The sequence below is a fragment of the Shewanella denitrificans OS217 genome, from assembly GCF_000013765.1.
GTDB classification, from domain to species: Bacteria; Pseudomonadota; Gammaproteobacteria; order Enterobacterales; family Shewanellaceae; genus Shewanella; species Shewanella denitrificans.
This window is the reverse complement of the sequence record NC_007954.1, coordinates 4,170,567-4,195,196: the sequence shown is the minus strand read 5'-3', so window position 1 is coordinate 4,195,196 and position 24,630 is coordinate 4,170,567. Positions and strand designations below refer to the sequence as shown.

Genomic DNA, 24,630 nt, shown 5'->3' with positions numbered 1-24,630 from the left:
CATGGCTTATACGCCGACGCTAACCATGGCTTATACGCCGACGCTAACTCGGCACTTTCAAGCTGCGCTAATCTAAGGGCAATATTGCAGTAAACGGTAACTCACTTGACCCGCTGTTTTGTGTTTAAGCTCCTGCCAAGTACTAGGGATCTCTAACTGGCTGAGTTCTGATTCCGTTTCAAGGTAGATAAGCGCCTCAGGGTTTAACCAGCCATGTTCTGTGAGCAGCGCCATTGTCGGGTTGGCTAAGTCTTTACGAAAGGGAGGGTCGATAAAGACGATGTCAAAGCCTAGGTCTGTGCCTTGCTTCAACAAATTTAAGGTATCGCCATTGACCACTTCGGCATGGGGGCAGCTTAAGCTGGCTAAGTTTTGTTTTAATTGCTGGGCCGCACTTTTTTGCAGCTCAAACACTTTGGCAAAACTTGCATAACGCGACAAAGCCTCTAGGCACAATGCGCCGCTGCCGGCGAAACAGTCCAGTACTCGGGCACCTTTAATCTCTGGTGCTAGCCAATTAAATAAGGTTTCGCGCACCCTGTCAGTGGTCGGCCTAAGGCCTTCAAGATCATGAATAGGAAGGCGGCGAGAGCGCCACTGGCCGGAAATAATTCTCACCTGACCGCTGGCTTGTTTATTTTTGGTCATTTTTGCCTCGTGATTTTGCCTGAACTCAGAAAGTGGTAGACTAGGCCACCCTGTCAATGGGGGCGGTATTCTACCTCAAAATAGCCATTAGGGCGTAAGTTTACTGCACCCTGATGGGATATAGTGTAAATTCGACTTAAGCGAATGACCTAAAACGAATTTAGATAAAAATAGCCTCGATATTGAGCATTTATTAATACATTTATTTTACATACAGAGCATTGGTAGCAGACATGGCAAAGAAAGGCTTTTTTTCCTGGTTTCGTAAAGACAAAACCGCAGATGAAATCGATGCAACACAAAATGACTCAGCGAATGAAAAGTCGTTAGCAGAACAACAAGCGGCGCAAGCCGAAAATGCCCACCTTGAGGCAGAGCAGGCGGCGCAAGCGGAAGCGGCTCGACTAAAGTTAGAGCAGACAGAGCAGGCGGCCCAAGCAGAAGCGGCTCGACTAAAGTTAGAGCAGGCAGAACAGGCGGCGCAAGCAGAAGCGGCTCGGCTAAAGTTAGAACAGGCTGAACAGGCGGCACAAGCCGAAGCGGCTCGTCTAGAGTCAGAACAGGCTGAACAAGCTATTCAAGAAAAAGCCGCCCTAGACCAAATTGCCAAAGAGCAAGCACAAGCGTTAGCCGCAGCCGAGCTAGCCGCCAAAGAGCAAGCGCAAACTGTCGCCGAAGTGCCAGAGAACATTCAAGACGAACCACAGCAAAAGCCAGTCAAAGAAGGCTTATTTGCCCGTTTAAAACGTGGCTTGATGCGCACCAGTGAAAATATCGGCAGTGGTTTTATTGGCTTATTCAAAGGCAAAAAAATCGATGATGATTTATTCGAAGAATTAGAAGAGCAATTATTGATTGCCGATGTGGGGGTTGAAACCACCACTAAGCTGATTGCTAAATTAACCGAGCATGCTTCACGCAGGCAGCTTAAAGATGCCGAGGCGCTGTATGATCTGATGCGTGATGAAATGCAAAAGATGCTAGAGCCAGTGGCCATCCCTTTAGTGCCAGATAATAGCGAGGGGCCTTTTGTTATTTTAATGGTGGGCGTTAACGGCGTGGGTAAAACAACCACCATAGGTAAGCTCGCCAAGCAGTATCAGAGCCAAGGCAAATCTGTGATGTTAGCCGCAGGTGACACGTTCCGCGCCGCTGCCGTTGAGCAATTACAAGTTTGGGGACAACGTAACAATATTCCCGTGGTGGCTCAGCATACTGGTGCCGATAGCGCTTCTGTCTTGTTTGATGCCTTCCAAGCGGCAAAATCCCGTAAAGTGGATGTCTTGATTGCCGATACCGCAGGGCGCCTGCAAAACAAGAGCCACCTGATGGAAGAACTTAAGAAAGTGGTTCGCGTCATGAAAAAGCTCGACGCTAATGCCCCCCATGAGGTGATGCTAACCTTAGATGCGAGCACAGGGCAAAATGCCATTAGCCAAGCTCAGCTGTTCCAAGAAGCTGTGGGTGTGACTGGCATTACCTTAACTAAGCTCGATGGCACAGCTAAAGGCGGGGTGATTTTCGCTATCGCCGATAAGTTCTCTATTCCTATTCGCCACATTGGTGTCGGCGAGCAAATCGATGACTTACGTACTTTTAATGCCGCCGATTTTATCGATGCGCTCTTTACGCAAGAAAGGGTTCCTCAAGAAAAGGTTACTCAAGAAAGTGCGAGTCAAGCCAAGGCAGGACAATAAAACATGATCCAATTCGAGCAGGTCAGTAAAGTTTATTCTGGAGGCCAGACTGCCCTTAAAGAGGTGAACTTTCATCTTCGACAGGGTGAAATGGCTTTTTTAACTGGCCACTCGGGCGCAGGTAAGAGCACCTTGCTTAAACTTATCACTGTGATTGAGCGTGCGAGTGCAGGTCGAGTTGCGATCAATGGTTATGACATTGCCAAGGTCGGCCCTAAGCATGTGCCCTTTTTGCGCCGCCATATTGGGATGATTTTTCAGAATCACCACTTATTGATGGATAAGAGCGTGTTCGATAACGTGGCCTTACCCCTTATCATCGAAGGTTTTAGTCACGGCGAAATTCGCAAACGTGTTGCCGGTGCTCTGGATATGGTGGGGCTTTATGGCAAAGAGCGTCATCTGCCCATTATGCTTTCTGGTGGTGAGCAGCAAAGGGTAGGTATAGCCCGCGCCATAGTGAACAAGCCACCGCTGCTTTTAGCCGATGAGCCGACGGGTAACTTAGACCCTAAACTCTCTATGGATATTTTACGCTTATTTGAAACCTTCAACGATGCAGGTACTAGCGTGCTCATCGCCACCCATGATTTGGGCTTGATTGCGCGAATGAAATACCGCACTTTTACCCTGCGCCAGGGGCGTATGTTAGATAATGAAGAGATTGGCCAGCAAGGGGGCAGCTTATGAGTAAGAAAATTAAGTTGACCCAGAGCAAGCTGCCATTAAGCGGCCGTATCGTGATGTTTTTCGTGCGCCACGTGCAGCAAGGCATGGCAAGCATGGGGGAGTTATGGCGTGATCCCGTGGCTTCTGTGATGACCATGGCGGTATTAGGGGTGAGTTTAAGTTTGCCCGCAGCACTGCAAGTATTAGTTAAAAATGCCGAGACAGTGACACAGTCTTGGAACGATGCGGCTGAAATTTCACTGTTTATTAAAGAAAAACGCAGTGAGCAGTCCATCCAAAGCCTCATCGCACGGGTAAGGTCATTTCCTGAAGTCGAAAGCATTAGTTACATTAATCGCGACCAAGCCTTAGAAGAGTTTCAACGCCTATCCGGCTTTGGTGAGGCATTAGCGTATTTGGATGAAAATCCCTTGCCAGCGGTCGTCACAGTGACGCCTTCGGCTAAGTATTCAAAACCCGTGGCAGCAAGGGAGCTACTGAGAAAGCTTGAACGTGAACCAGAGGTGAGTTTCGGCCGCTTAGATATCGAGTGGCTTGAGAAACTACAAGCCATACTGGCATTGCTGGAGCGTACCGTATTGGCCATCGCTTTATTGTTGGTATTGGCGGTGATCTTGGTTATAGGTAATACCATACGCTTAGCCATCATGAATCGGCGCACCGAAATTGAAATCATGAAACTCGTCGGTGCCACTGAGGCCTTTATTCAACGACCATTTCTGTATACTGGGGTCTGGTATGGGGTGATTGGCGGCATATTGGCTTGGTTTATTATCAATATTTTGGTCTGGTATCTCGATGGCGCATTAGCGCAGTTGCTAGGCTTATATGGCAGCGAGCTTGAGATCCAAGGCCTGAGCTTTAGCGAGTTAATCTACCTGATTTTTATGGCATCATTTTTAGGTTGGTTTGGTTCTTATTTGTCGGTGCGTAAGCACCTAAGAGCCATAGAACCTTCCTAGTTAAGTTTTAATAAAGCCGCAGCTAGCTTATGCCGCGGCATAACTTAGGTTAATAAAAGTTAATTGATAACTTAAGGCACAAAAGTTGACATATGATGTCAGATAAGGAATAGTTCATCGGCGAAATGTGATGAATAAATCAAATAGATCTAAGCCTTACAAGGCCAATTTAACGAGCAATAACTTGTTTAATTGGGGCTTTTTTGAAAGTTTTCCATAAGTGCTTGGGTCTGTAGTTATACTTTTAGTTGTTTAAACCGCAAGGTTTGTAGGAGCGCGAATGACTTTTCAAACGCAATCGATGTCACTGACGGTCCCTAGGGGCAGCAGTAGTCTAGAGGCTTATATTCAATCTGTGACTAGCATTAATATGCTAGGGGCGGAGGATGAGCAGGCGCTGGCTAAGCGATTACAGGAAACTGGCGACTTACAGGCGGCGAAGCAGTTGATTATGTCTCACCTTCGTTTTGTGGTGCATGTAGCTAAAGGGTATGCCGGTTATGGCTTGCCTCAGGCGGATCTTATTCAGGAAGGCAATATCGGCCTGATGAAAGCGGTAAAGCGTTTCGATCCCGATGTGGGTGTGCGCTTGGTCTCTTTTGCTGTGCATTGGATCAAAGCCGAAATTCATGAATACGTGCTGAAGAACTGGCGCATCGTTAAGGTCGCTACCACTAAAGCACAACGTAAACTTTTCTTTAATATCCGTAAATCTAAAAAGCGCTTAGGTTGGTTCAGCGATGCCGAAGTGACTATGGTGGCAGAAAATTTAGGGGTATCCAAAGCCGATGTGACCGAAATGGAGTCACGGATGGCCGCGCAAGATCCTGCGTTCGATATTGCCAGCGATAACGATGATGAAACCGATTTCTCTCCAGTGCATTACCTTGAAGATCATTCATCCGATGTGGCGCAGCAAGTGGAAAATGCCAATTGGGAATCCAATTCTCAGTCACGTTTATTTTCAGCCATCAAAACCTTAGATGAGCGCAGCCAGCATATTCTGCAAGCCCGTTGGTTAGATGATGATAAAACCACACTGCAAGAATTAGCAGAAACTTATCAAGTTTCGGCCGAGCGCATAAGACAGCTTGAAAAAAATGCCATGAACAAGCTTAAGGCTTGCATGGAGTAACTAGCTCGCTGCTGTCTAGTGAAATAAAACCTGCTTCGGCAGGTTTTTTTATGGCTGGCTTTTAATGGCCAGCGAGCCTGCGACGGACAATAGACAAGTCGTGCTTATGGTAGAAGGTAACAGCCGTTCCATTTCGATTCATCCCCAAAATTATTCTGCTGTAATCCGCTAATCAAGATTCAAGCTGAGGTTGTTTTTCATGTGCTAAAGTCAATGAGGCGAGGGAGGAACGTGTCTGTGTATATGACAACTTTTAGGAGAAAAGCATGGAGCCAGCAGAATTGCTGAAAAAAATTCATCAGTTACCACGATTGCCCAAAGCCGTGAGTGAGCTATTAGAAGCGGTGAACAATGATCAAATTAGCATCAAAGACATAGCCGCTAAGGTGTCGCAAGATCCTCTGATGAGCGCGAGAGTGTTGAGGCTGGCGAACTCCTCCTATTTTGGTGCTAATCGCAAGGTGGCTAGCATAGATGCGGCAGTGGTTCGCTTAGGCATGCAAACCTTGAGAAATTTAGTCATAGCCTCAGCTGTGGTTGGGGCTGTGCCTAAAGCAGAAGGTGTCGACTTAGGCGGTTTTTGGGGGGCCACTTTTGAAGTGGCGCTCTATAGTCAAGAGTTGGCCAAGCATACCCATATCCCGCCAGAAGAGGCCTTTACTTGTGGGATTTTACACAATATCGGCGACCTATTTATCGCAACGGCTGCGCCGGATGCCGCTAAAGCCATAGATAAAGCGGTTATGGCAGGTGCCGATAAGCAAGAAACCGAACTAAAAATACTGGATTTCGATGCTGCCACCATAGGTGCGCTGCTCGCTCAATCATGGCGCTTTACTGATAAGCTAGCCGCAGGTATTGCCAATCAGTATCAACCTAAAGAAGCCGAGCTGTATTCAGATTTAGCTGGGCTTATGTACATGGCTAAGGCGTTGTTTAGCGGTTGGGATGAAATTGAAGATGATGCCATCACAGGTTGGCTTTCTGTGCAGGCCATGAATGCCGGACTTGAAATGGATATGTCCGATCTCGCGGCTGACTTATTAAAAGTGAAAGGCAGTGGTTTGGAAATGGGCCAATTACTGGCTTAAGCTTGGTTATTTATCCATTCGATGAGTTGATCAAATTTGTCCACGCGAGCTCCGTCATTATGGCGGTATATGCCAATTATGCAGTCATTTTGACATTAAAAGCGCTAACATTGGCTGAAAATAACTGCAGTTTGTTGAGCCAAGTCATTCTATAATGCCGCCACTAATCTCTTTAGGCAGTAACCATGAATCAAATTACCGCAACAATTGGTCGCTGGCAAGGCGCCGGTTTGATGGCCACCACTTTGCTTGGCACCGGGGTGTTTATACTACCCCAGATGACGATTGCCGTCGCAGGAGATGGCGCCTTGATTGCTTGGCTTATTTTAACCTTAGCCATCATTCCCGTGGCCTTAGTCTTTGGTTTACTTTCGGGCCGCTTTCCTCATGCTGGCGGCCCGGCTTACTTTATTGAGCGCGCATTTGGGCCGACATTGGGCCGCACCATGGGGCTTATTTTCTTATTAGTTATCCCCATTGGTGCACCAGCGGCTATCTTGATGACCTTTCAATTTTTCAATGCGTTGCTGCCTATGTCGGGTTGGAGTCAAGTGGGCGCCGAGCTTGGCATAGTGGCTTTATTATTTCTCCTTAATGTGCGCGGTATACAGGTGAGTGCCAAACTGCAATTTGCCTTAACCTTAGCCATAGTGGCTGTGGTGGTGCTCTTGTTTGGAGCCAGCGGCGCCGATGTGGCTCAATTTGAAGCATTAACCCTCACCAATATAGAGTTTGATGGGGTGATGTTGGCCATGGGAATAGGTTTCTGGAGTTTTCTTGGCATAGAGGCCATGACTCATCTTGCCAATGATTTCCGCCGGCCAGATAAAGACATGTTGCCCGCTATGATGATAGGGACAGTATTGGTGGGGATTATTTACCTTGCCTGTACCTTGTTGCTGCTGATGTTGCCCACGGGCACGACAGGGGTGGCCATGATAACGGCGTTCGATCTTTTACTCGGTGGCTATGGTGCCCAGGTGATAGGTATTTTGGGTATAGCCAGTGGCATTGCGACTGTGAATGTCTACTGCGCCAGTGGTGCTAGGCTGCTGTGGAGCTTTAGCCGTGACGGCATATTACCTAAGTATTTTGATAAGCTTAATGCGGCTGGCGTGCCATTAAGGGGGTTAGTCTTCTTGTTGCTGGCCATGGCTGTGGTGATAGTGTTGAGTTTTGTCACTGGCCAAGAGCTTGAGCATTTAATTGCTTGGAGCAACGGTATTTTTGTGATTATTTACTTGCTGGCCATGCTTTCGGCGATTCGGCTATTGAGTAAGCGCTTCTTACCTTTGATTATTACTGGCTGTTTTTTCTGTATTGGCCTTGGCTTCGCACTCGGTTCACACATGTGGTATGCCATTCTCATGGTCGCTTTGATAGCACCATTTCTGTGGTGGCAACACGGGCATTTAAGCCGTAAGCAGCTGACTAAGCTTGAGTCGCACACTTGATTGGCTGCTGAGTGATGTCACAGGCTAGCCTTACATGTTGGGGCTAGCTTGATTTCGCAATTGGATAAGCTCGCTGTGCTTAAGGTGTAATAAGTCGGCGACGCGTCTAATGATTTGGTCTTCATGCTGGCATAGCTTGTCATCGACGAATGACAGCTCCCACATGCTCAATACTAAGGCCTGTTTTTGCGCTAGGCTGAAATGTTCATTAATCTGCGCGGTAAACTCAAATAAAGAGGTGGAATCTTGATGGGCCTGCTGCCCTTGTTCAAACAGGGTTTTGGCAAGTTCTGCCGATAAGCTAAAGCGGGTTTGCAACACCTTAAGTAAATGAGTCACTTCATCTTGGCTTATCTCATGGTCGGCATTAATCACTTCAATCAACAAGCTCGCAGTGGCGAGATTAAGCTGGTGGGTTTGTTCGGCTGGGCTTAATGTGTGGCAATCTAATTGCAACAACTGCTTCAATTTGGCGATCATGGGCCTACCTCTTAAGGATGTAAGGTTCGAAACTATTAGTCTCACACTATCAGTCTAGATGCGGTCAGTGTATAAGTAATGCGCCTAAAAATATGCCTGAGGCTTTCACCACAGGCAAGTTAACTATTTTACATGCTTAATTTATAAAGCGTTTAAGCCTTGCATTAATAAATCTGCTGTAGCGCCACCATCTTGAGATTGCAGATAAGTTTTAGCAATTTCCACCATGGGGACAATCATGTCTTTTGGGATGCCCAGTTTTTCAAAACTGTCATAAACCATGGCTCCCCCTTGTAAAGAATTGCCTAAGTTACCACCGACTTTCGACAACAGTCCTGACATGCCGGAAGATTTGCTTAAGTTTGGCGCTGCGGCTAATAAGGTATCCATATTAGGAATTTGCTGGCTTATGCTGGCGAAATCTTGCTGACCGAGTTGGCTTTTAGCCAAGGTGAGTAAGCTGCCTAGACCGCCCTGGGCTTGGGCCTGGTTCAAATTAAGCTGTGACATCACATTGCTAAGGAGCCCCTGAGCTTCTGGCGTGCTAGCCATTTGGCCCAGTGCATTTACAGTTTCAATCTGAGCTGGGGATACAGTAGCCTTGGGGATGAGATCCGTAAGGCTGGCGGCCTGAATTGATGCGCTAAGGCTTAGCAATATGCCTAGGGTAAGGCTGGCCAATTTAATGTTAGGGCTAAGTGTGTTGGTAAGCATGTTCATGAAAACTCCGAAAAATAATAAAAGCCGAAAAATGAAAGTTAGCTGGGCTTAATGCCGTTGCAAACCTAGAGCGTAGGCTTAAGGTGGCCAATATCAGCGGTATAGGCTCGAGCAATCATACCTCCAGTGATGATTTTGTGACAGAAGATAAGCAGAACTTATGCTTAATGTGATTTGTCTTGTGCAAAGTCAGATGTTTTTCGGTATCCTAAGCCACTTAATTTTAGCCCTATAGATGATTGGAATTTCCCATGTCGCTGTCTGCCATTTTGACTGAAGCCTATAACTTTTTTCGTAACCATGTGAGCCAGCTTGCAGCTTTAACCTTGCCTTTGCTGTTGATCCAAGTGGTTATCCAGTTATGGCTAGGACAAGAAATGCTTCAAGCAGATCTTGAAAACCCAGTGTTTGGTCCTATTCATGGTGCGGCCATGATGGCCTTGCTGGTGACTTTCTCTATCTTGATCGCCGCCTTGACCTTGTATTTGCAGTTGCGCTCAGAAGGCCATGACCTTAAGCCGCTGGCTATTATCAAGGCGAGTTTCCCTTTTGTGCCGCCATTACTGTTGGCTGGGGTATTTTCAGGGTTGGCGATTCTGGCGCCTGTAATGTTGTTTGCCGCCTTCGGTCCCTTTTGGATAATAGGGTTAGTGGTCAGTTTTTATCTGTTCTCACGTCTGGCCTATGTGAACTTTATGGTGGTGGTTGAGCGCTTAACACCACTGCAAGCCATAAAGACAAGTTTTGTGTTTAGCGGCCCTTTAGTGCTGAAAACCATAGCCGTGATCTCGCTTTATATTCCCTTGTCTTTAGTAGGTGGCGCGGTAGCTGGACTTGCAAAAGCGGGTGGCTTACCTGTGCAGCTTATCATTGAAGTCGGTGTGGCGTTTTTGGGGTTATTTGTTAATGTCGCCCTGTATCGCTTATATATGGTGGCCCGTACGACGGATAAAACTGAATAATCTCAAGAAAGTAAACGCTGGGATTAACCTAATAAAAAACACCTCAATGGAGGTGTTTTTTTAATGTGGGTCTTATTTTGCTGGCTGATTGTCAAACTCAGTGGCGTTCACTTTATCTATATGAGGATCAGATTTATAGAGGGTAGATAGGCGCACTTTAGGGTATGTCTGGCCCATTTTAGGGGGTAGATAGTGACGACTAAAGCGACGTAGACCCAAAGTGGCGATTAGGGCTGCAATGGCGACTAGTGGCAAAATTAGCGGCAATAAAGCGAATCCTAAAAGGCCGAGTAAGCAATAACTAACAGCCAATAAAGGCGGCAGGGCCTTGAGCTTAAGTGTCAGCTCATTAAGGTTAAACCTCATATATCCTCAGTAAAATAGTTATTGTTATTGTGTTTTATTCTGGGGACTCAGTGTCACCTAAGGCGCAATACTCTGAAACAGTAAACTTGCTAGGTTCAGTGTGCCATAGAAAAGACTATTCAATGTGACAAAAAGTTCAATTTTTTTACATTAATAAAACAAACGCCCGCAGTGAACCCACAACTTAAGGTTGAGCTATTAGCTTTGCCGTTTAGTGGTGGCCTTGGCGGCACTGTCCACTATCATCTCACGCATCCATTTATGGCCAGGTTCTTGGTTATTACGCTCATGCCATAGTAATACATAGGTCATGGGGGTGAACGCCATTGGCAGGGGGATTTCTTCGAGGGCGTACAGCTGCTGCGCGTGGCGAGCAAAGCTTGAGGGCAAGGTGAAAATCAATTCGCTGTGAGCACAAATGCTGGCAGCGCCGTAAAAGTCGGGCACAGTAGTGCAAATGTTGCGATGTAGGTTCATGCTGGCAAGGTGATAGTCCAGCGCCCACCAGTCGTTGCCTTCACAGCGCACTTGCACATGAGGCATATCTAGGTACTGTTGTTGAGTCCATTGACCCATGGTCACTTGGGTTAAAATGGGGTGCCCTTTGCGCACTAAGCACACCTGGAAGTCGTTAAATAATGTTTTATGCTCTAAACCTTCAGGCAGTTTCTCAACCCTAAAGTTAGACTGAGGATGAATATCTCGGCCAGCAATGCCGAAATCAATTTGGCCTTGAAGTAAGTCTTGCATCGACTTTTCTGTCCACAGATAAGAATCTAACTTTAGATGGGGGGCGTTACTCAGTAATGGCCCGATAAAATAGGGGATCAAGGTTTCATAGGCACTTTCCACCATGGAAAAGGAGAATTGCCTGTGACTGCTGTTAGGATTGAACGTGGGCGGCTGAGTCAATTGATACAAGTGCTGCAGAACCCCAGGTAATTTTTGGGCTAGCGCCACAGCGTGTGCCGTGGGCTTCAAGCCGTGGGCTGTACGTTGAAATAACGGATCATCTAAGGTATCCCGCAGTCGATTCAAACTCTTACTCAGGGCCGATTGACTTAAGTGCAAGCGGTTGGCGGCGCGAGTCACGCTCTGTTCCTCCAGTAAGACTTGCAGTATGACTAATAAATTGAGATCGATGCGGGCTAGGTTATCTAGATTCATAGATATTCCTTAGGGGAAATTCAGTTTGGACATTATACCATTTCTGTTCATATCATGAATCGCTTATCATGGCGGCAGTGAATTTTAGTCGTAGTGAAAAAAGAGAAATATAATGCGTCGTAATCTGTTAGCCCTATTGATGTCTATGGTGGTGTTAAGCCCCTTGGCTATCGACATCTATTTACCTGCAATGCCCACCATGGCAGTGGATTACGCTGTGTCGAACAGCGAGATCCAATCGACCTTGGTGCTATTCTTATTTGCTATGGGCGTCGGTCAGATTTTAATTGGCCCTTTAGCCGACAGATTCGGCCGTCGTCCAATCGCGCTATTTGGCATAGTGCTTTATGGTGCCAGCAGCTTATTGGCCGCGGCGTCGGTGGATTTTTATTGGCTGCAAATCGCGAGAGTGCTACAAGGTCTAGCGGCATGTTCGACCTCAATAGTGGTCTTCAGCGCAGTGCGAGACTGCTATAGCGCCAAAGAAAGCATGACTATGTACAGCTATTTAAATGGTGCCATTTGCGTTATTCCGGCCTTAGCACCCACCTTTGGCGGTCTATTGGCGCTGGAATTTGGCTGGCGTTCAACCTTTATGTTTATGGCGCTGTATGCGGTGTTTGTACTCTTGTTTGTCGGCTATCGTTTCCCCGAGACGCGGCCGTTAAATACCGACAGCAAAGGCCCGATTTATCGTTGGGCTCGCTACAAGCCTGTGGTCGCCAATGTGCACTTTATGTTTTATGCCTTAGTCTGCATGGCCGCCATGGCTTCAATATTGGCCTATGTGTCTTACTCACCTGTGTGGTTGATCGGTGGTTTAGGTATGTCAGAGTTGATGTTCAGTGGTTTATTTGGTTTAAATGCTTTTGTGAACGTCACCGCCTGTTTTGCCGCTCCCTTGTTGGTGAGTAAGTTAGGCAACCGTAATAGCGTTATCCTCGCCCTGTCGCTCATGCTCAGTGCTGCTGTGATTGAAGCGGGATTGCAGCTGATGTTCACTCTGGACGGTTTACTGGGCGGGTTAGCATTTATGCTTCCTATGATGCTGTTATGTATAGGTTTTGCGCTTCTTCTTGGCCCCGCGACCACCATGGCGCTAGCAGGCTTTGGTGAACGAGCAGGAACGGCCACGGCCATGTTAGGTTTTATCCAGATGAGCGGCGCGGCCTTATTAACCGGTCTTATCCAATTAACGTCAATACCAGCACCTTATGCGGTCGCCTTAATCATGGGTGGCTTAAGCACAATACTGCTGCTGATGATGGCGACTAAAGGCTTGGGACATTGGCATCAAGAGCGTTTACAGCTGGAGCATTAATCAAGTCACGATATCATTTTTGCAACACCCTTTGCGCCCAGATTTTGCTAACCACAAGATCTGGGTATTTTTTTGCTACAATGATGCCATCCCGTCGATTTGAGAGTTCTCCGTGTCCCGCATTTATTGCCAAGGCTGTCAGTATCCTAAAAACGCTTGCCTGTGTGCTCATCTAAAACCCATGAGCTGCCTAACCCAAGTTATCGTTATGCAGCACCCTTCAGAGGTGAGCCAAAGTAAAAATACTGTGCATTTATTGAGTTTGGTATTGCCTGCCATGCGCCGCTATGTGGGGGAATCTTCAGCCGATTTTGAGGAATTACGTCAAGGGCTGGATCTGCAACATTGCTATTTAGTCTACCCCAGCGATAAGAGCCAGAGTGCCGAGCAAATCAGCATTGCTCTTGCTAATGCTAATGACGACGCTGCTTCTAGCAAGTGTGTCAGGGGGAGTCCGGCAAACAGTGCGCCCCGTACCGCGCCCCAAACTCAAACTAAGATCAGCATCATATTGCTCGATGGCACGTGGCGAAAAGCCTACCGTATGCTGCAATTAAATCCTTGGCTGCTGGAGCTACCTTCATTACACTTAAATTTTGAGGGACAGTCGCAATATCGGATCCGTAAATCCTCCCGCACTGACAGCTTATCCACCTTAGAAGCAGCGGCCTATACCATCCAAGCTTTAGAGCCAAATGTAGATATTGAGCCAATACTTAAGTTGTTCGATGCCATGGTGCAGGCAAGACTCGATGCCATGCCGACCCAGGTGAGGGCGCGTTATCATGATGATAAGTAGATAAGTAGATAAAAATAGGGAAATGTTATGCCGCGAATTTATCAGCAATACTTAAGATCCCACTTGGCGCAAAGGCGTTGGGCATTGAGCGCCATAGCGCCACTGATGTTTTGCTCAGGCCTGTTGGCGCAAGATAAACCCGTGATTAAGCTTAAAGCCCCGCTCAACAGTGAGCAAACCTTGGAAGCTAAGGCAGATGCCGCTCGAGATATATCATATAAGACTGAGCAGGTGCAGCTGAAAAAAGCTCGTCAAGGGGATCAAGCTCTACAGTTAAAAGCCCACAAAATTCTTAAGCAACAACAAGGCAATGATTGGCAAGCCGAGCAGCAACATAAAGCTGAGCAAGCATTTAGGGCCCGAACAAGCCGTGAACAAGGCTATCTAGAAGCTGCGCAGCAAGCCGCAACCCAAGAAAAGAAAATAACAGCCCCCCAAGAAGCAGTTGAAGAGAAACCAGCGCAGCTCAAGCAACAGGATTAAGCGTGTTTCGACATCCCATTCTCTAAAACAAGAAGTAGACGGTCGTCTCACAAATCAAAATTTAACAATGGGTGCCAGGATTAAATTCCAAGAAAAGAAAATAACAGCCCCCAAGAAGCAGTTGAAGAGAATGTAATGGTCAAGTTTTTCTGGAGAGATTTTAAGCCGCTTTTTTTAACTCATTATATTTTTGATGTGGCGTCTTATAATCTATTGCCGAATGTCTGCGTTTGTAATTGTAGAACTGAATATATTGCTCAACCACGCTCACTACTGCGCTGTGATTTATAAATGCTAAATGGTTTAATCTTTCAGTCTTTAAACTCCTAAAAAATCGTTCCATCACCGCATTATCCCAGCAATTGCCTCTACGACTCATGCTTTGCTCGATACCTAAGTGTTTTAGCCGCTCTCTAAACACTTTGGCTGAGTACTGACAGCCCTGGTCGGAGTGAAACATCAATGCCTGTGTATTGGGCCTCTTACGTTGTATCGCGTTATTTAAGGCCGCTGTCGCTAATGCTGCATTGGGTTGACTTGATAAGGCATACCCAACGATCTCTTTGGTTCCTAAATCAAGCACACAGGCTAAATAACTCCAGCCTTGATGTAATTTTATATAGGTAATATCACCAACCCAGTGAGTATTATAAGTCGTAGGATTAAACTGTCGTCTAAGTAAATTAGGGGCGTAAACTTGCTCCTCACCTTGATTAGGATAGTAATGCTTTTTCTTTGGCCTAATCGCCCTTAGCCCCAAGTTTTTCATGACCGTAGAAATAGCGTAAACACCTACTCTACAATCTAAATCAAGTAGTTCAGCCTGTATTCTTCGTTTGCCATAAGTAGAGTAAGAATCAGTGAAAACTTCCTCAACCAACTGCATAACTGACTGTTTATTAATACTTAACGGTATTGGTTTGTAATAGAAACTACTGCAACTTATTTCGAAGGCGCGACATAACTCATTCACTTTAAACTCGGGGTTTGCTTTCTTTACTTCGCGCATCATTTTAAGTTTTGATTGTCTCGAATGAAGAAAGCTGCAGCCTTTTTTAAGATATCATTATCCCTCATGGCTTGTTTTAGTTGGGCTTCTAGAAGCTGTATTCTTCGTTGGTCTTCAGTTAATGCTTTGGCATTTTCTGGGGTTTCACCGGCTAATTCAGCTTGATACTGCACTTTCCATCTAGACACCGCAGATTTACCGGCACCTGACATATCTTCAATTTGCTTGTTGGTGTAACCCTGTTCGACCATCAGCTTGGCATATTCTAATTTTTGAAGAGGGCTGATATGGACTGCGCTTTTTCTGGTCATGTTTAATACCGATAAGATTTTGTGTATTTTAAGCTGAAAATCACTCCAGTTTCATTAGACCATTACAGAAACCAGCGCAGCTCAAGCAACAGGATTAAGCGTGTTTCGACATCCCATTCTCTAAAACAAGAAGTAGACGGTCGTCTCACAAATCAAAATTTAACAATGGGTGCCAGGATTAAATTCTGGTTAGCATCGTTATTTATTGAAAGCATAAATATCCTCGGCTTAAATTTCACCGTACAGGCTTGCCATGGCATTCACTCGTCGACACGCCGTCAACTCGTCCATGAGGGCTCGAACATCCCGTCCATGGGATGGACGGCCGTCTCGCAAATTACCATGGTTCACCTTGTTAGAATTTGTGTAACTTGTTGACTTAAAAGACTAGGCCCTAAATGTAACTATGGGTGCCATCGTTAAATTAAGTTACGAGGTGAAATCGATAATTTGTGAGTGATGGAGCAGGCTAAAGTGAGGTACATAAGGTGATAAAGTTAACACGATATCAAGTAATTACCTGCCAACGAGTATAAAAAATGACTACCCCGGAAAAGCAAATTCCTATAGCATAAAGCATACCTATTAATCTCGATGCGGCATCGGCCATATTTGAGAATGAGTCAACACGCGATTTATGCCTTGCAAACAGCACAAGGCATAAATACTAAGACGTTAGCTGGTTACTTGAACGAGGAGGTATAATCCTCCTCTTATAACTTAAATACCGAATAATTGTTCAATTAACGGGCTGTATGTTTCGTAAAACCTGTATAGTCGATAAGCGAATCTAGCTATTGATATAGCAGTTTTAATAGTTTTGTCATTATGACTTTTGTTATTCATTATTTACTCCGATATTTTCTCCGGAATGGAGAAATCGAAGCGCAAGGTTTAACAGGCTGAAAATGACGATAGATTAATAAAGTTGAACTTAAACTTGAGTGCATATCAGCTAATAAGTCATTAAACTTGGACGCATAACGGCTGTCATTGTTTTTGCAAAAGACAAAGGCGCAAAAACAATACCAACCTACGCGCCAGTTAACGTGGCGCTGGGGAACCCCTCATAAATTTGGTCTGCCAGCGGTATGAACCAGTTTGATATATTCGTTTAATGCCCAGTAAATTATCGATGCTTTTAGTGTGTATTTTGGCCTTCGCCGCACTTCTTTTCCTAATCTTACAACGGATAATACAGCGCGATATTTGATGCTGTTAGCTTGGAAATCCTTCTGCCAGCCAAGATGCCTCGCGGCTATTCCTATACACCACAACAGTATTTCTGCCAGGATAGCGATAAGCAACAACACATCATATCGCTTTGGACACCGACTGCGACTTTGCCTTAGTCCCATGCCATATTGTGGGCTTTTTAAATCCCGAAAGGTTTCTTCAATTTGCATGCGTTTAGCATATAGCTCAACCACTTTTGCTGGATTGAAGTATTCAGGTGGTAAATTGGTCGCCAGCCGCCATGGCTCCTTACTGCCTAAGCGATAACTCTTTTGTGCGGTGTGGTTTCGGCCCGCTTTCGAGGAGAGTTTATCTTTACGTAATTTGGGCTTAGCCTTAAATAGATGTAAATGGCAGCTTAGCGGTGATTTACGTGCAAGCTGGACATTACCTATGTATTTAGCGGTTGAGTTTGCTTTTGGGTAGAGCGATTTGTTTGAATGCCAAGTGGTTTGCCCATGCAGCATAAAGCTTACATCCCCGCGCACTCTGCCGAGCCAAAACCAGCCATAACGTTCAACTTCCCTAAACCAGGTGTTTCGGTAACCTGCATCGGTCACTATGAGTGGGCAGCAGCCCCGAGGTAAAATTTTTTCTAGTTCAGCGAGAAAAGCATTGTGACTGCGTGGTGCATTGTAGTCAGTGAATAGAAAAGTCCGTTCATACAGAGTCACAGAGCGACCTTGAACGCTGATGGATGCGCGTAGCGTCATTATTCGAAGCTGTTTGCGAACATCAGACCAATCGACGAGAATAATGGGCATAGGGTTCGCGTCACAAAGATAGCGGGCATAACACTGATATATAGCCATTTTATCTTGTGATAAGTGTACATTGTTCTTTTACACTTGCACACGAGATAGGGCATAGTATTGGATTAATGCATCAATGGAATTCAACAACTAGTCTAATGAGCTACTCTTCAATGGAAAAAAATTCTATTTATTACAATCAAATGAATAATCTGTATGAGGCTTATAGATGATAAAAACAAGGCTGGTACTTATTTTATTGACATTTATTTTAGGCACTGTGTGGTTTTTTAATAGTAAAAATAGGGAAGTCGAGGTAATCGAGGGAAGTATCGTGCTGAAACATATTGTAAACTTCGAAGATTTAATTATTAAGGTTAAAGGGATTCGGTTATCTGACGTTGGGTATGAACGCCTAATATCTGTTCTTGATAAAACCACTTCTGTAAAAGACATACGTATTCATAAAGCAGAAGATATAACATCAGTTTTTGATTCCATAAAAGGAGTGCGGCGCGTGAAGCTCTTTTTATTCAATGGAGATAATCCTATGATGAAGGTTGAAATAGTAATTACTTCACCTAAAAATTACGATGTTGAACATGCAACACTTGTTATCAATTAACAAAATAAAAGGTCTAGAAAAAATCCGGACAACAAGTGTGCCAGGTACTCAGATTAATATGGGTATGGTATTGGGAGTATGTATAAAGTGATGGGGACTTCTTGTTAATGATTCAACATAATTTAAGTAAATATACATCGATTGTTTTGCTATGTTTTATTTCTGCTTGCAATGCTAGTTCTCATCAGCTTGAACGCAGTGAAAGTAACTATAGTGAAACCGTTTCAAATAAAGTGCTTATACACATGGATATAGAAACCATGTTTGCTAATTCTCAATTAAGATCATTAGCATATGCCGCAGGCAAAGGTAAAATGAGTCAAATTGATAAGTTATTGGAACAGGGCGTCGACGTTAACGCTAAAGGTACTAATAATGCTACAGTTTTGTTCTGGTCAATGAGAAATAAAAAGGGATTTGAATACCTATTGAAGCAAGGTGCAAATCCAAATGTTGTTTTTGGAGATGGCGGCTCCGTAATGCATTGGGTAGCTAGGAAGCGAGATTGTAGTATGTTGATGTCCGCTTTACAACACGGAGGAAACCCTAACTTAAAAGCTGGTATGTTTGGTGGTTCACCTGCCTTTGAAACAATTACAGCGGGGAAAAATGATGGTGTTCCTAATTGTCTTAAGTTGTTGCTATCAAAAGACGCCGATATTGACTTTCAAGATGAACAGGGGCAGTCGGTTTTACTTGCTGCAGCAGATCTAGCTAGATTTGATATCACACTTTATCTTTTAAAAAGTGGTGCAAATTCCAAACTGATGGACAACAAGCAAAGAACAGTTAGAGACCTTGTTAATTCGTATAAAGGCGCATTTATAAAAGGCAGCGTAACAGAGGAATATTGGTTGAAAGTTGATGCCTGGCTGTTGAATTCTGGAGAATAAAGGCTGTGCCAAAAAATAGATGTGGATAATTAAATTTGTTTATATATCGCTCCCGGTGAGCCAAGTTTAAATTTGCTCATGGGAGGCTTTTGGGCCGAATGTTTCGGTTTCACGTTTGGCGTTTTTTGTGAAAGTCTTTTTGTGTCATATACCTTGAAAGACACCGTAGGCTACTGAGTGGATAGCCTTAACCGAGGTCGTAATGTGTATTAGCCAAGAAACCATGATGCTGAACACCCCTAAAAGGACGTAACTGTAATGAATCTAAGTAAAATAATGCATTAGCGCAATAATGCTATTGGCTGTGAGCTTTTCAGTTAACGCCGAAGTGAGTTTAGGCACTGTGACTGTGCTGCAACAAAATAACGTGCCATCTATTCTAAAAAGAGTCAAATTTGTCGCTGTTCGATGACGCTTAATATGAAACGTTCACCTTCTGGGAATACTATTACCACCTTAAATTTGGTTTTAACAAAATTTAAGGTTGCCACGCATAGTTAAATTCTTGCTGAATTTTTAGAGTAAGATTTAAAGTCAACAGGTTACGAGATGCTGAAAAGAAGAGCTATGGATGTTTGCGAGAAGACCATCAGACGGCTTGCCAATAAAGAGTTTGACGTCGAACTGAGCTACACGGACCTATCTGTTTTAAATGGAGCGAGGCCTGTTGATGACGTCTTGTGAAGCAAATGGGTCATGGTGAGCCTGTAAATTAATGCCAATGCGTTATGGGGTTCACATTTATTTCTTCCTACAACAAACAAATAGAAACAATTTTATCGGCGGGATTAACATAAAACTGTTAACAAAATGAGTAAGAAGCGGTAGTTTGATGGGTTCAATAAAAATAACATTCTAGAGACTCATCATGCACCCTAGTTCAATTGCGTTATTGCTGACTAGCTCCTTAGTTGGTCTTGCAAGTTTAAGTACAGATATGGCCCATGCGGCCACGCCCACCGCCGCTGAACTCACGGCTCAGGTTGAGCAAAAAGTCATCACATGGCGCAGGGACTTGCATCAACATCCTGAATTATCAAATCGTGAATTTCGCACCAGTAAAGTCATCGAAAAACACCTTAAATCCCTCGGTTTAGAAGTCGAAACTGGCGTGGCCCATACCGGTGTGGTGGCCATCTTAAAGGGCGGCAAGCCTGGGCCACTCATTGGCCTGCGTGCGGATATGGATGCTTTGCCTGTTACCGAAGTGGTGGACTTGCCTTTTGCCTCTAAAGCGAAAGATAAATATCGCGGTCAAGATGTTGGGGTAATGCATGCTTGTGGTCATGACACTCATGTTGCCATGTTAATGGGTGTGGCTGAAAATCTTGTTAAGGTGAAAGACAGCCTAGCAGGGGACGTGATGTTTATCTTCCAGCCTGCAGAAGAAGGCGCGCCAGAAGGTGAAGAAGGCGGGGCGCAATTGATGCTTAAACAAGGCTTATTTGCTAAGCGTAAACCTGACCAAGTCTTTGGTATGCATGTGACCTCTAGCATGCCAGCTGGCATGATTGGCCTGCGCTCAGGCCCTGCCATGGCCAGTGAAGACTCTTTTACTATCAAGGTCACTGGCCGTCAGACCCATGGCTCACGCCCTTGGGCTGGGGTTGACCCTATTGTTGCTGCGGCGCAAATTATTACTGGGGTGCAGACCATCATCAGCCGTCAGGTGGATGTGACCAAGGCGCCCGCTGTGGTGAGTTTTGGTGCGATTAATGGCGGTATTCGCTCTAATATTATTCCTGATGAGGTTGAACTGATTGGGACTATTCGCACCTTCGATCAACCCATGCGCGCCGAAATCAAACTAAAGCTTGCCGAAATTGCCGAGCTACAAGCTAAAACCCTTGGTGCCACGGCGACCACCACCATAGAGGAAGGCTACCCTGTCACTGTGAATAACCCAGAGCTGGTGGCATTAATGCGCCCAGTGGTTGAGTCTGTGGTAGGTAAGGCTAACTTAATCGAGCCAGGGCTGATTACTGGGGCTGAAGACTTCTCTTATTACGCTTTGGAAACCCCAGGGATGTTTTTCTTTCTTGGGGTAACCCCAAGGGATCAAGATCATAAAACCGCGCCTAGCAATCATTCGCCGTCATTTTTTGTGGATGAAAGCGCCTTAAAGGTTGGGGTGCAGACCATGACTCAGGTGGCCTTAAGCGCACTGGGTCAATAATAGTGTTCAATTTTTGCTTGAAGCTCTGTCAGGGAGCAAACCCTGTTGAGCTACAAGCAGCCTTAAGCGCACTGGGTCAATAATGTTAATTTTGTGCGTGAAGCATGTTGAGGGCAGACCATATTCAGCTCCAAGCAGCCTTAAGCGCATTTAGGTCAATCATCAAGTTTACTACTCACCAGCTCATAAGGAGCGCGACATGAAACGCAGTTTTACTGCCCTGACGTTATTAATGGGGCTAGTTGCCTCATCGGTAGCACAGGCGACTACCGCCGAAGATATCAAGAGTTTTACCTTAGATAACGGCATGAAAATTATGGTATTAGAGGATGCATCCATTCCTAATGCCAACATGTATTTATTTTGGAAAGTCGGTTCTCGCAATGAAGTGCCAGGGATCACCGGAATCTCTCATTTCTTCGAGCACATGATGTTTAACGGCTCGAAGAAATACGGCCCTAAAATGTTTGACCGCACCATGGAAGCCGCTGGCGGCGCCAACAATGCCTACACCAGTGAAGACTTAACCGTGTATACGGATTGGTTTCCCGCGAACGCGTTAGAAACCATGTTTGATCTCGAGGCTGACCGCATTGCGCACTTAGACATTAACCCTGAAATGGTGGAAAGCGAGCGCGGTGTGGTGGCTTCAGAGCGCACCACAGGCCTTGAGAATTCAAATTGGCGCACTCTGCAAGAAGCGTTGAAGGGAGTGGCTTTTAGCGCTCATCCTTATAGTTGGTCTGTAATTGGCTATGAGTCAGATATTGCTGCCTGGACCTTAGATGATTTAGTGCAATATCATAAGACCTATTACGCACCTAACAACGCTATCGTTGTCGTGGCAGGTGACGTTAAGTTTGATGAAGTGAAGCGGTTAGCGACCCAGTATTTTGGTCCTATTCCAGCCCAAGCACCGCCAAAAGCTGTGCGCACCGTGGAGCCTGAGCAGAAGGGTGAGCGTCGCCTCTTTGTTGAAAAAGCCTCAGTGAGCACCCCCAATGTGATGCTGGCTTACCATGTGCCAGCGACCAGCGATGAAGACTATTACGCGCTTGATTTACTTAACTCTATTTTAAGCCAAGGTAATAGCTCACGTTTTTACAAATCATTAGTAGACAAGCAAGTGGCATTAGCCGCTGAAACTTACCTGCCAATGTCATTTGATCCTAACCTTTTCTATATTTTAGGTGTGGCAAATCAAGGGGTTGAAGCCCAGGTGCTTGAGAAAGCCATGATAGCGCAAATCAACTTGATTTCCACTGAAGGCGTTAGCCAAGATGAGCTTGAAAAAGTGAAAAATATCAAGCTAATGGAGTTCTACCAAACCATGGAAACCATTAATGGCAAGGCAAACACCTTAGGCACTTATGAGCTGTATTTTGGCAGCTTTGAAAAACTATTCAATGCACCAGAAGCCTACAACAAGGTGACTCCAGCAGATATTCAACGTGTGGCAGCCAAGTACTTAGTTAAAGCTAATCGTACCGTGGGCGTACTAGCAGCAAAAGAAGGGGCTGAGTAATGACAACGCCAATCAAGAATAAAACACCTCATCCTATCAAGGTTAACAATAAGCTGGCCCTAAGTGTGGCGTTAGCCTGCAGCTTAGGCTTAAGCGGCTGCGCAGCCACGGCCAATAGTGATACGGCTAAATCGGTTGCCAGCAAGCCGTTAGCGGCCAATGTGCCAAGTGCGACAATCAACCGTTTTGCTATGCCAGCTTATGAGACTGTGACCTTAGCCAATGGGCTAGTGATCAATTTAATGCCACAAAAAGAAGTGCCATTAATCAGCTTAAATGCGGTGGTGCGCGTCGGTGCTGTGGATGATACGGTTTCAGGTTTGGCCTATATCGCCTCACAAAGTTTGATGTTAGGCGCGGGTAAACTCACCAAAGCCGAAATAGAGCAAAAAATTGATTTCTTAGGCGCTAGCATCAACACCTCGGCGGATAAAGAAGGCAGCTATGTGAGTGCCAACTTCATGGCTAAAGATGTCGATACCTTATTGGCGATTTTCAGCGACGTCTTGCAGGCGCCAAGCTTTAATAGCCAAGAATTTGATAAGTTAAAGCAGCGTGAAATCGCTGGCCTTGCTCAAGAGAAAGAAAGCCCAAGAGCGGTTATTGGCCGCTATTTCGATAAGCTCGCCTTTGGCGATCATGCCTATGGCAAGCCGGTTTCGGGTAACAGTGAGTCGGTGGCCAAGATAAGCGTGAATGACTTGTTGGCGTTCCACTCAAGCCATTATCTTCCTGCTAACACTGCCATCAATGTGGTCGGTGATTTTGAACCAAGCGCCATGAAAGCTAAGCTTGAAGCCGCTTTCGGAGGCTGGCAGGGGACTAAAGCAGAATCTAACGTGGACTTAAGTGCCGGCCTTGCGGATTTCAGCCAAAGCCGAGTGCTGTTGGTGGATAAGCCGGATGCCATAGAGACCACTTTTCTGATTGGTGGTAAAGGCATCAGCCGTGACAACCCAGATTACGTTGGCTTGACTGTGGTGAACACCATCTTAGGTGGCCGCTTTACCTCATGGCTCAATGATGAACTTAGGGTTAACGCAGGGTTAACCTATGGTGCTCGCTCAGGGTTTACGCCTTACTCTAAGGCTGGGGTGTTCCAAATTAGTACCTTTACTAAGTCTGAAACCACCAAGGAAGCCATAGATCTTGCCCTGAAAACTTACGCCAGATTGTGGCAGAAGGGCATAGATCAAGGAACGTTAGATTCGGCGAAAGCTTATGTTAAAGGCCAGTTCCCGCCTAAGTTTGAAACCAGTGGTCAGCTTGCTGGATTATTAGCCGACATGTACCTCTATGGCTTTGATGATAATTTTATTAATCAATTCCAAGCTAAGGTCGATGGCTTAACCCTAGAGGAGACCCAGCGACTAGTGCGCGACTATTTCCCACAGGAAAACCTGCAGTTTGTGCTGATAGGTAATGCCAGCGTGATAGCGCCGATTGCCGCTCAATACGGTGAAGTCACGCAGGTCGATATTAAAGCCATGGGCTTTGATGCTAAGTAACTGACTGTTAATCTGACTCAAGGCTTGGGTTAAAAGCTCAGGTTAAAGCAAAAAAAGAACCCACAATGATAAATTGTGGGTTCTTTTATTTTTAGCATGCAAGAACCAAGAACCAAGAACCAAGAACCAAGAATCTAGGCCCCTTCAAAACCCAGTTGACGCCAAGCTTCATAACTTATGATGGCCACAGAGTTAGATAAATTTAGGCTGCGGCTGCTACTCATCATGGGGATACGTAAGCGTTGTTCGAGTGGCGCGGCATTGATGATGTCCATAGGTAAACCGCGGGTTTCTGGTCCAAATAAGAGTACATCATCTTTGGCGAACTCAAGTTCAGTGTGTGGGCGACTGCCTTTGGTGGTACACACCATAATGCGCTTTCCAGCCATAGCTTGAAGAAAGTCATCATAGTTTTTGTGGCGAGTCACGTTGGCTAAGTCGGCGTAGTCCAGGCCCGCGCGGCGAAGTTTTTTTTCTTCTAAATCAAACCCTAAGGGTTCAATCAAATGCAGGTGTGATCCATTGTTGGCACATAGTCGAATTATGTTACCCGTGTTTGGGGCAATTTCTGGCTCATACAGCGCGATATGGAACATGTCAGTCACCTTAAATTAATGAGC

At 45.5% G+C, this 24,630-nt stretch carries 24 protein-coding genes and 1 pseudogene; 16 read left to right on the top strand and 9 right to left on the bottom strand.

Annotation, left to right across the window (positions count from 1 at the left end):
• Positions 1-72: 72 nt before the first annotated feature.
• Complete coding sequence (gene rsmD / locus SDEN_RS18225) at positions 73-648, bottom strand: 16S rRNA (guanine(966)-N(2))-methyltransferase RsmD (protein ID WP_011497921.1); 576 nt, start codon at positions 646-648, stop codon at positions 73-75.
• Positions 649-881: 233 nt separating this feature from the next.
• Between rsmD and ftsY the strand changes: the two genes are divergently transcribed.
• From ftsY to yjeH, 6 genes are all read left to right on the top strand, one after another.
• Positions 882-2,345 carry a signal recognition particle-docking protein FtsY gene (gene ftsY / locus SDEN_RS18220; RefSeq protein ID WP_011497920.1) on the top strand — a complete coding sequence of 488 codons (1,464 nt, stop codon included), beginning with the start codon at positions 882-884 and terminating at the stop codon, positions 2,343-2,345.
• Positions 2,346-2,348: 3 nt separating this feature from the next.
• Complete coding sequence (ftsE, locus tag SDEN_RS18215) at positions 2,349-3,035, top strand: cell division ATP-binding protein FtsE (RefSeq protein WP_011497919.1); 687 nt, start codon at positions 2,349-2,351, stop codon at positions 3,033-3,035.
• Entirely contained in the window at positions 3,032-3,997 is a 966-nt protein-coding gene (gene ftsX / locus SDEN_RS18210) for a permease-like cell division protein FtsX (RefSeq protein WP_011497918.1), read from the top strand. The genes ftsE and ftsX overlap by 4 nt, the downstream gene beginning before the upstream one ends.
• 280 nt (positions 3,998-4,277) lie before the next feature.
• A complete protein-coding gene (rpoH, locus tag SDEN_RS18205; RefSeq protein ID WP_011497917.1) occupies positions 4,278-5,132 on the top strand; it encodes an RNA polymerase sigma factor RpoH in 855 nt (284 codons plus the stop codon).
• Positions 5,133-5,398: 266 nt separating this feature from the next.
• Positions 5,399-6,223 (top strand): HDOD domain-containing protein, encoded by an 825-nt coding sequence (locus SDEN_RS18200; protein ID WP_011497916.1) that lies wholly within the window; start codon positions 5,399-5,401, stop codon positions 6,221-6,223.
• A gap of 185 nt (positions 6,224-6,408) precedes the next feature.
• Positions 6,409-7,677, top strand: a complete 1,269-nt coding sequence (gene yjeH, locus SDEN_RS18195; RefSeq protein WP_011497915.1) for an L-methionine/branched-chain amino acid transporter — start codon at positions 6,409-6,411, stop codon at positions 7,675-7,677.
• A gap of 30 nt (positions 7,678-7,707) precedes the next feature.
• On the opposite strand, the gene SDEN_RS18190 is transcribed toward yjeH, so the two are convergent.
• Both SDEN_RS18190 and SDEN_RS18185 read right to left on the bottom strand, forming a co-directional pair.
• Complete coding sequence (locus tag SDEN_RS18190; RefSeq protein ID WP_011497914.1) at positions 7,708-8,157, bottom strand: TerB family tellurite resistance protein; 450 nt, start codon at positions 8,155-8,157, stop codon at positions 7,708-7,710.
• Between the two features lie 141 nt (positions 8,158-8,298).
• Positions 8,299-8,877: a DUF2780 domain-containing protein gene (locus SDEN_RS18185; protein ID WP_011497913.1), complete on the bottom strand. Its 579-nt coding sequence runs from the start codon at positions 8,875-8,877 to the stop codon at positions 8,299-8,301.
• Between the two features lie 251 nt (positions 8,878-9,128).
• Between SDEN_RS18185 and SDEN_RS18180 the strand changes: the two genes are divergently transcribed.
• A complete protein-coding gene (locus tag SDEN_RS18180) occupies positions 9,129-9,839 on the top strand; it encodes a hypothetical protein (protein ID WP_011497912.1) in 711 nt (236 codons plus the stop codon).
• A 72-nt stretch (positions 9,840-9,911) separates the two neighbouring features.
• On the opposite strand, the gene SDEN_RS18175 is transcribed toward SDEN_RS18180, so the two are convergent.
• Entirely contained in the window at positions 9,912-10,205 is a 294-nt protein-coding gene (locus SDEN_RS18175; protein ID WP_011497911.1) for a hypothetical protein, read from the bottom strand.
• 198 nt (positions 10,206-10,403) lie between these two features.
• On the bottom strand, positions 10,404-11,372 hold the full coding sequence (locus SDEN_RS18170; protein WP_011497910.1) for a LysR family transcriptional regulator: 969 nt from the start codon (positions 11,370-11,372) through the stop codon (positions 10,404-10,406).
• Between the two features lie 112 nt (positions 11,373-11,484).
• Between SDEN_RS18170 and SDEN_RS18165 the strand changes: the two genes are divergently transcribed.
• The 3 genes from SDEN_RS18165 to SDEN_RS18155 all read left to right on the top strand — a co-directional run bounded on the left by SDEN_RS18165 (position 11,485) and on the right by SDEN_RS18155 (position 13,975).
• Positions 11,485-12,693 (top strand): multidrug effflux MFS transporter, encoded by a 1,209-nt coding sequence (locus SDEN_RS18165; RefSeq protein ID WP_011497909.1) that lies wholly within the window; start codon positions 11,485-11,487, stop codon positions 12,691-12,693.
• Positions 12,694-12,805: 112 nt separating this feature from the next.
• The gene (locus tag SDEN_RS18160) at positions 12,806-13,492 is read left to right on the top strand and encodes a tRNA-uridine aminocarboxypropyltransferase (protein WP_041405892.1); all 687 of its coding nucleotides are present in this window, start codon (positions 12,806-12,808) and stop codon (positions 13,490-13,492) included.
• A gap of 27 nt (positions 13,493-13,519) precedes the next feature.
• Positions 13,520-13,975, top strand: a complete 456-nt coding sequence (locus tag SDEN_RS18155) for a hypothetical protein (RefSeq protein WP_011497907.1) — start codon at positions 13,520-13,522, stop codon at positions 13,973-13,975.
• Positions 13,976-14,135: 160 nt separating this feature from the next.
• On the opposite strand, the gene SDEN_RS18150 is transcribed toward SDEN_RS18155, so the two are convergent.
• Positions 14,136-15,295, bottom strand: a protein-coding gene (locus SDEN_RS18150; protein ID WP_086022114.1) for an IS3-like element ISSde8 family transposase whose coding sequence is annotated in 2 segments (ribosomal slippage) — positions 14,136-15,037 and positions 15,037-15,295 — 1,161 coding nt in all. Because the reading frame shifts where the segments join, the coding sequence is not laid out codon by codon here.
• A gap of 1,067 nt (positions 15,296-16,362) precedes the next feature.
• Positions 16,363-17,367 (bottom strand): annotated as a pseudogene (locus tag SDEN_RS18140) (IS4 family transposase); the annotation flags it as partial.
• Here SDEN_RS18140 and SDEN_RS21060 point away from each other — a divergent pair.
• The 3 genes from SDEN_RS21060 to SDEN_RS18130 all read left to right on the top strand — a co-directional run bounded on the left by SDEN_RS21060 (position 17,352) and on the right by SDEN_RS18130 (position 18,801).
• The gene (locus SDEN_RS21060; protein WP_157599891.1) at positions 17,352-17,516 is read left to right on the top strand and encodes a reprolysin-like metallopeptidase; all 165 of its coding nucleotides are present in this window, start codon (positions 17,352-17,354) and stop codon (positions 17,514-17,516) included. The pseudogene SDEN_RS18140 and the gene SDEN_RS21060 sit on opposite strands and share 16 nt — an antisense overlap.
• Positions 17,513-17,908, top strand: a complete 396-nt coding sequence (locus SDEN_RS18135) for a hypothetical protein (RefSeq protein WP_041405891.1) — start codon at positions 17,513-17,515, stop codon at positions 17,906-17,908. The genes SDEN_RS21060 and SDEN_RS18135 overlap by 4 nt, the downstream gene beginning before the upstream one ends.
• Before the next feature lie 107 nt (positions 17,909-18,015).
• Positions 18,016-18,801 carry an ankyrin repeat domain-containing protein gene (locus tag SDEN_RS18130; protein ID WP_011497904.1) on the top strand — a complete coding sequence of 262 codons (786 nt, stop codon included), beginning with the start codon at positions 18,016-18,018 and terminating at the stop codon, positions 18,799-18,801.
• Positions 18,802-19,065: 264 nt separating this feature from the next.
• Here the strand turns inward: SDEN_RS18130 and SDEN_RS20990 are convergent, their stop codons facing one another.
• Positions 19,066-19,194 carry a hypothetical protein gene (locus SDEN_RS20990; RefSeq protein WP_269571445.1) on the bottom strand — a complete coding sequence of 43 codons (129 nt, stop codon included), beginning with the start codon at positions 19,192-19,194 and terminating at the stop codon, positions 19,066-19,068.
• 544 nt (positions 19,195-19,738) lie between these two features.
• On the opposite strand from SDEN_RS20990, the gene SDEN_RS18125 reads away from it, so the two are divergent.
• From SDEN_RS18125 to SDEN_RS18115, 3 genes are all read left to right on the top strand, one after another.
• Positions 19,739-20,977 (top strand): amidohydrolase, encoded by a 1,239-nt coding sequence (locus tag SDEN_RS18125; protein WP_232279985.1) that lies wholly within the window; start codon positions 19,739-19,741, stop codon positions 20,975-20,977.
• 199 nt (positions 20,978-21,176) lie between these two features.
• The gene (locus tag SDEN_RS18120) at positions 21,177-22,502 is read left to right on the top strand and encodes a M16 family metallopeptidase (protein WP_011497902.1); all 1,326 of its coding nucleotides are present in this window, start codon (positions 21,177-21,179) and stop codon (positions 22,500-22,502) included.
• The gene (locus SDEN_RS18115; RefSeq protein ID WP_011497901.1) at positions 22,502-24,010 is read left to right on the top strand and encodes a M16 family metallopeptidase; all 1,509 of its coding nucleotides are present in this window, start codon (positions 22,502-22,504) and stop codon (positions 24,008-24,010) included. Before SDEN_RS18120 ends, SDEN_RS18115 begins: the two co-directional genes overlap by 1 nt.
• Before the next feature lie 134 nt (positions 24,011-24,144).
• On the opposite strand, the gene trmL is transcribed toward SDEN_RS18115, so the two are convergent.
• Complete coding sequence (gene trmL, locus SDEN_RS18110; RefSeq protein ID WP_011497900.1) at positions 24,145-24,606, bottom strand: tRNA (uridine(34)/cytosine(34)/5-carboxymethylaminomethyluridine(34)-2'-O)-methyltransferase TrmL; 462 nt, start codon at positions 24,604-24,606, stop codon at positions 24,145-24,147.
• Positions 24,607-24,630 lie beyond the last annotated feature (24 nt).